This is a genomic window from Novosphingobium album (ex Liu et al. 2023) (genome assembly GCF_029076845.1).
Taxonomy (GTDB): Bacteria; Pseudomonadota; Alphaproteobacteria; order Sphingomonadales; family Sphingomonadaceae; genus Novosphingobium.
The window spans coordinates 1-5,224 of record NZ_JARESE010000095.1 but is presented as its reverse complement, the minus strand read 5'-3'; the positions used below and the strand labels follow the sequence as shown (position 1 = coordinate 5,224).

General features: G+C 64.6%; 10 protein-coding genes. 4 read left to right on the top strand and 6 right to left on the bottom strand.

The genetic code is table 11. The features are described from left to right. Positions 1-321: 321 nt before the first annotated feature. The gene (locus PYV00_RS23420) at positions 322-957 is read left to right on the top strand and encodes a DUF4145 domain-containing protein (protein ID WP_275230757.1); all 636 of its coding nucleotides are present in this window, start codon (positions 322-324) and stop codon (positions 955-957) included. 106 nt (positions 958-1,063) lie between these two features. Here PYV00_RS23420 and PYV00_RS23415 read toward each other — a convergent pair whose 3' ends face one another. From PYV00_RS23415 to PYV00_RS23405, 3 genes are read right to left on the bottom strand one after another with little or no spacing between them, the layout of a single operon-like run. Then, positions 1,064-1,903, bottom strand: a complete 840-nt coding sequence (locus tag PYV00_RS23415) for a DUF3883 domain-containing protein (RefSeq protein ID WP_275230755.1) — start codon at positions 1,901-1,903, stop codon at positions 1,064-1,066. A 42-nt stretch (positions 1,904-1,945) separates the two neighbouring features. After that, the gene (locus PYV00_RS23410; RefSeq protein WP_275230754.1) at positions 1,946-2,371 is read right to left on the bottom strand and encodes a type II toxin-antitoxin system VapC family toxin; all 426 of its coding nucleotides are present in this window, start codon (positions 2,369-2,371) and stop codon (positions 1,946-1,948) included. Further along, entirely contained in the window at positions 2,371-2,613 is a 243-nt protein-coding gene (locus PYV00_RS23405; protein ID WP_275230753.1) for a type II toxin-antitoxin system Phd/YefM family antitoxin, read from the bottom strand. The genes PYV00_RS23410 and PYV00_RS23405 overlap by 1 nt, the downstream gene beginning before the upstream one ends. 70 nt (positions 2,614-2,683) lie before the next feature. On the opposite strand from PYV00_RS23405, the gene PYV00_RS23400 reads away from it, so the two are divergent. From PYV00_RS23400 to PYV00_RS23390, 3 genes are read left to right on the top strand one after another with little or no spacing between them, the layout of a single operon-like run. After that, positions 2,684-3,430, top strand: coding sequence for a hypothetical protein (locus PYV00_RS23400; RefSeq protein WP_275230752.1), 747 nt, complete (start codon positions 2,684-2,686; stop codon positions 3,428-3,430). Continuing rightward, on the top strand, positions 3,396-3,653 hold the full coding sequence (locus tag PYV00_RS23395) for a hypothetical protein (RefSeq protein WP_275230751.1): 258 nt from the start codon (positions 3,396-3,398) through the stop codon (positions 3,651-3,653). Before PYV00_RS23400 ends, PYV00_RS23395 begins: the two co-directional genes overlap by 35 nt. Further along, positions 3,629-3,871, top strand: coding sequence for a hypothetical protein (locus PYV00_RS23390; protein ID WP_275230750.1), 243 nt, complete (start codon positions 3,629-3,631; stop codon positions 3,869-3,871). The genes PYV00_RS23395 and PYV00_RS23390 overlap by 25 nt, the downstream gene beginning before the upstream one ends. A gap of 26 nt (positions 3,872-3,897) precedes the next feature. On the opposite strand, the gene PYV00_RS23385 is transcribed toward PYV00_RS23390, so the two are convergent. The 3 genes from PYV00_RS23385 to PYV00_RS23375 all read right to left on the bottom strand — a co-directional run. After that, positions 3,898-4,521, bottom strand: coding sequence for a DUF6088 family protein (locus PYV00_RS23385; RefSeq protein ID WP_275230749.1), 624 nt, complete (start codon positions 4,519-4,521; stop codon positions 3,898-3,900). A gap of 106 nt (positions 4,522-4,627) precedes the next feature. Then, a complete protein-coding gene (locus tag PYV00_RS23380; protein ID WP_428981681.1) occupies positions 4,628-5,005 on the bottom strand; it encodes a helix-turn-helix transcriptional regulator in 378 nt (125 codons plus the stop codon). After that, a partial coding sequence (locus tag PYV00_RS23375) for a hypothetical protein (RefSeq protein WP_275230748.1) occupies positions 5,002-5,224 on the bottom strand: 223 nt, incomplete at its 5' end. The genes PYV00_RS23375 and PYV00_RS23380, both read right to left, overlap by 4 nt.

The following is a 5,224-nucleotide window of genomic DNA, read 5'->3' as shown; positions in this document are numbered from 1 at the left end:
ACCACGTCCAACATCCAGGGAATTTTCAAAGCCCATCTTCGCGGAGAATTACACGCCCGCTGACACGACCAGGACGACCTCGCCGGCTTCGTCGGCGTTTCAGATGAGGAGAGCTTGGAGTCGACAGCGCGGCACGCCGTTGAAGCCGGCCTGCTCTCTGCGCGCGACGGTAAGCTCGCGCTAACCCATGCCGGCTGGCTCTCAATTCAGCCACTTATGGTAGCGGCGAGCGCCGAGGAGGCTTCGCGGACCCCCGCGCCCGTTCTACAGCTCGAACAGGCGCCGTGCCCCGGTTGCGGCGGGCAACGGGCCTGCGAGGTCGTGGCCGAGCACAACGAGCGCATCGACGGCGGCGACGGGATGACGAGCGCCTTCGTGTCAGTCCGGACGCTGCGCTGCCGTGGCTGCGGCACGCTCTCCGTTGTCCGAGACGACTCCTTCTCGGAGGACGAGGATCATGTCCAGGATCCGAGGACCGGCGAGTGGGTGACCGTTCCGGTGCTCACCACAACCCGCTGGCCCGAGCCGAGCATCCGCCCGCGGGCGACTTGGCTGGCGACGCTGGCCGACGAGACGGCCAGGAGCCTCGCCGACGAGGTGCACCGGGCGCTTGCCGCCAACCTCCCGACTCTGGCCGCGATGGGCGTGCGCGCGCTGCTCGATCGCACCTTCGAGCTGGCCGGCGCGGATGCCGGGGCCGACTTCAGCGCGAAGCTGCGTCAGCTGCGAGAAGCGGGGGTGCTGGGCGAACGCGAGCTAGAGACCATGAGGGTGGTAACGGACGCCGGCAGCGCGGCGGGCCACCGCGGCTGGCGCCCTGAACCGGACGAGCTCGACACGATCTTGGACGCCGCCGAGGCCCTACTGCATCGCGTCGCGGTGCAGCCCGAACGAACGGAGCGACTGCGGAGCGCCGTCCCGCCACGACCTGTAAGGAGACGCGCGCGCCCGATTTAAGCGGAGGGCTGGCAAGCGCACATGAACGAAGGTCCGCTTACGGTAACCCAATAAGGCGACGTGAACGTCGACTTGTGGGTCCTTTCGACCCGTAAGGCGGCAGCCGCTACGAGAAGCTTGCCTGATAGGTGGTCGCCATGAGCGACACATGCGCGTTCAGCGGCGACCGCAGCTCGAACGCCTTTGGCTCCCGCGAAAAATTCCACAACCGCACTAGCCTCCAATCGTTGCGCCGCTCCTCGGCAACGGCCAACTCATTGCGCGTGATGTGAAACGGCGTGCGCTCCCAGCCATTGGTCGTCTTCACCTCGATCAGCCGATCGCTGCCGTCGGTATCGAAGCTCAGGATGTCATAGCCGGCGCCATCGCCATCGACATGCGACACCCAGCGAATGCGCTCGGCGAGATCGGTTCGGCCGGCGGCGAGCAGGCTGGCGCGCTCGTGGGCGAGGACACGTTCCTCGCCGGCGCGACCCAGTGCACGATTACGAGCATCGCGCTCGGCCACATTGTACCTGCAGGCGATGGCGGTCATCTGCTCGAGTTCGTCGGGCGGCGGCGCATTGCTGTGCGTCGGTGGCGGGCCGATCCATAGCATCGCTTCTTCCCGAAGCGTTGAGGATGAAGGCCCCATCGCCATCCGCGCGGCCGGTGCGAGCCAATCCGGATGACGCTGGAGCCAGTGCACGACGGCATCGACCAGCGAAGTTTGGAAATTGAAGGCCGGCTTGTAGCCTGGGACCCAGTCCTCACCGAGCCCCTTGAGCACGGCGCTGATGTTCTGATGCTTGTATTCGATCGACCCGCGGGGCCGATCGATCACCGCCTGCAGCAGGCGATTATGCTCGGCCTTGCTGTAGGGGCGCCCGGCGATATCGTCGCCAAGCATCGCGAAATAGTCCGCCACGATCGCGTCGTTCTGCTCGTCGGACCAGTCACCGGCCATGGCGGCTCCCGAGCGGGCGGGCCAAGCTGGAGAAGCTCCGGATCATCCCAGCAACCGCGCCGGCACACCGAGCGCTGGCCCGGCCTCGGCAAGCCGCTGGTCCAGCGTTTGCACCGTGGCGCCATGCTCCGATGCGACAGCAAGATGCAGCGCATCGCCGGCGCGGAGCGCCAAGGTGTGCTGATCGGCGAATCTCGCCGCTGCTCGAAACTGCCCGCCCGTCACGGGCAACACTGTGAAGCTCTCGGCGATCAGCTTGTTGAACATGGCGAGCGCCGCCGCGCGCTGCTCGAGGGTGATCTGCCCAGTCCGCAGCTTGATCGCCATAGCCGACGACATCTCGGTGACGGTCCAGTCGCTGATCAGAAGCTGCGCCGGGTCCTGCTCCGCCAACCACGCCTGAACACGCGGCGTCATCGCTTCATTGGAGAGCGCCGCGACGATCAGCGACGTGTCGAGATAGAGCATCAGTAGCGATCGCCATCCCGCATCGACCGCACAAGATCAGCGGCGCTCTGGGATTGGGGCGGCATCGCTGCCGTCAGCGATTGGAGCAACGTGGCATCGATCGGCCTGCGCGGCCTAGCCACGGCAGTGAGCCGCGCGACGGGCTTGCCGCGCCGGGTGATGTCGATCGAATCGCCTGCTTCGACCCGGTCGACCAGCTCGCTCAGATGGGCTTTGGCGTCCGCCAGATTGATCGCATCCATGTCACGCTCCTGACCATGTAGATGGTCATATAGCGTATCGAGCTTAAGAATTCCAGCAGGAGGTTTGCCGATGCGGCATGTTCTCACCCGGCAGCAGCTTTACGACATGATCTGGGAACGTGCCGTATCCAAGGTGGCGCCTGAGCTCAGCATCTCCGACGTGGCGCTGCGCAAGCAATGCGTGAAGCACGCCATCCCCTTACCGGACGCCACCTATTGGGGACGCCTGCATGCCGGGCGCCCGGTCAAGCGTAAGCCGCTGGGCGCTGCGCCAAAAGGCGTGAGCGATCGCATCGTGATCGACGCACGCACGAAGCCGCCGGCGCCTGAGCCGATCGAGGCGGCGATCGCGGTCGCCAGGCAATCGGCCGAAGCTGTCGCCGTGCCGGAGAGACTGCACTCGCTGGTCGCCAAGACGCTTGCCGCAACAAGGAAGGCCGAGCCGGATCGCAATGGCGCGATCACTGGTCTTGGCGGGGAGGTCTTTCGGGTCCGCGCGCACCCCGACGCGCTCGATCGTGTTGGAGCCTTCTTGAACGCGTTGGTCTACAATGCCTGGCCCGTGGCCATCGGTTCGAAGCCGGACGCGAGGGCCTCGAGATGGTCGTCGACGACGAAGCGATCGGCTTTGCCGTCTATCAGACCATCCGCCGGTCGCTCCATGTCGTCACGGAAGAGGAGACCCGCCGGCGAGAGCGCTGGGATGCCCGCCATCGCAATGATTGGGACAATTGGGATAAGCGCCCCTCCATTCCCTATTATAACTTCACGCCACCGGCGAGATGGCGATCGAGATCGCGGGTTGGTCCCGGTATGAAAACGCTCAGCGCCGGTTCGCCGACACCCGCGCACGCAAGATCGACAGCCGGATCGATGAGATACTGGTCTCGTTCGCCGCATTCGCGGCCGGCAGGAAGGTGGAGCGGGAAGAGCGCGCGAGCGGGCACGGCTTGAAGAGATCGCTCGCCAGCGGCGCGCCGAACAGGCACAGCTTGCCAAGCTCGAACAGCAGCGGGTGGAATATCTTGATCGCAAGCTAGCGCAGGCGGAGGAGCGAAATCGGCTGCGGACGTTTCTGACGACGCTGCTCGCTGACCAAGTCTCCGAGGAGGCATCCGCCTTTCATGCTTTCATCGGATGGGCTCGGCAGCGGCTGGAGAAGATGGACACCCAGTTGCAGCTTGCGACGATTGCCGCTGAGGTTTCGGGAATGAACGCCTTCAGGCCGGAGGGCGATGTCGACAGCCAGGAGAGATAGTACGCGTCTGCTCAGGCAAGCCTATTCTACCGAGCATCGAGCTCTACTGCCGTGATCGTCAGCAGCATCGGCCGCATCCAGGCCGGCGCCTGGCGGACCGACGCGCCCAGCCTCTTCTTGTCGGTGGCAGACAATGATCGGGCAGCGATCCGAACGACGTCACCGGCTTGTGTCGGACCGAGATGGCGAAGGGCCTGCACGACAGTGCCTGCCGCGCTTCCCGGCAGGATCAGGTGCTTGGGCGAGGCATGGCGCAGCTCGATCACACGCTTTCCCAGAACGACCCGCCGAGACGGTCCGTCGGTCAGATAGTCGCTCTGAGCCGGCACCTGGAGCGTCAACCCGAGCAGGTGGGCAGCACGGGCGCCGGCGATCTGCACGTTCGACCCTGTCTCCCGCGCCAATGCGCGTGCGATGTGATCCGGGTCAGGGGAAAGTGGCCCGAGCCTCGGATGGAGCTTGGGTAGATCGTAGAGGCCCCGTGCCAGACGGCGCAGCTTGCCGTTCCTCGCAAGTCGAGAGAGGGCTTGGTCGACAGCGGGGCGCTCGGCGAGGTCCAGGAAGTCGCTGGGCGTGAGTACGCTTCCTCGCCCGCCGGCCGAGGCACGCGCCAATATCCTATTGGGAGTCGAGGAACTCAGTCGATCCATATGTCAGAAAATATCTATCTTTTTTCTGACAATCAACGACCCCTTGGCCCGCCTTTCAACGGAGGCGAATGGGACCACCGCATCCTGAGATGCGGTGGTTCCTGTATCAGTTCGCTGAGCCGTCCGTCGGCCTAACAGGCCGAGTTTTGCGCTGATGAACATCGGGCGCAGGCGCGATCTTCGCTCGACCTTCGAGATAGGTCTGGCGGCGCTGCTCCAGCCAAGCCTCGACTTCCTCCAGGTCCCACACCACGCATCGTGGCGTGAGATTGAAGCGACGAGGGAAGTCGCCGCGTTTCTCCATTTCGTAGATCGTGCTGTCGGCGAGCGGCACGATCAGTCGGAGTTCATGCCGCCGGATTGTTCGTGGCAGGCCAGTCAGGACGGTGGCGGGGCCGGCATAACCCACCGGATCTCTGTCTTCGTCCTGATATGGCATCATCAGGACACGTACGCGGCTTGGCTTCTTGGTCATGTTGGTCATGTTATCCTCCGGTGGTTGGAGGATTTCTCATGCAGGCCAGACTTCGCCTGTTTGAGCAGGCGGCTGGTCGTGCCAACGCTGACGGTACTTTTCGCCGCAATCCGGATACGGGCGCCAGAGCTGGAAAGGATCTGGGAGAGCCGATAGTAGCCGATCGGACACCCTGATTTACCCGTTTCGGTGACGCGATGAGCGTGAGGCGGGCAGGTATGGAGCAGA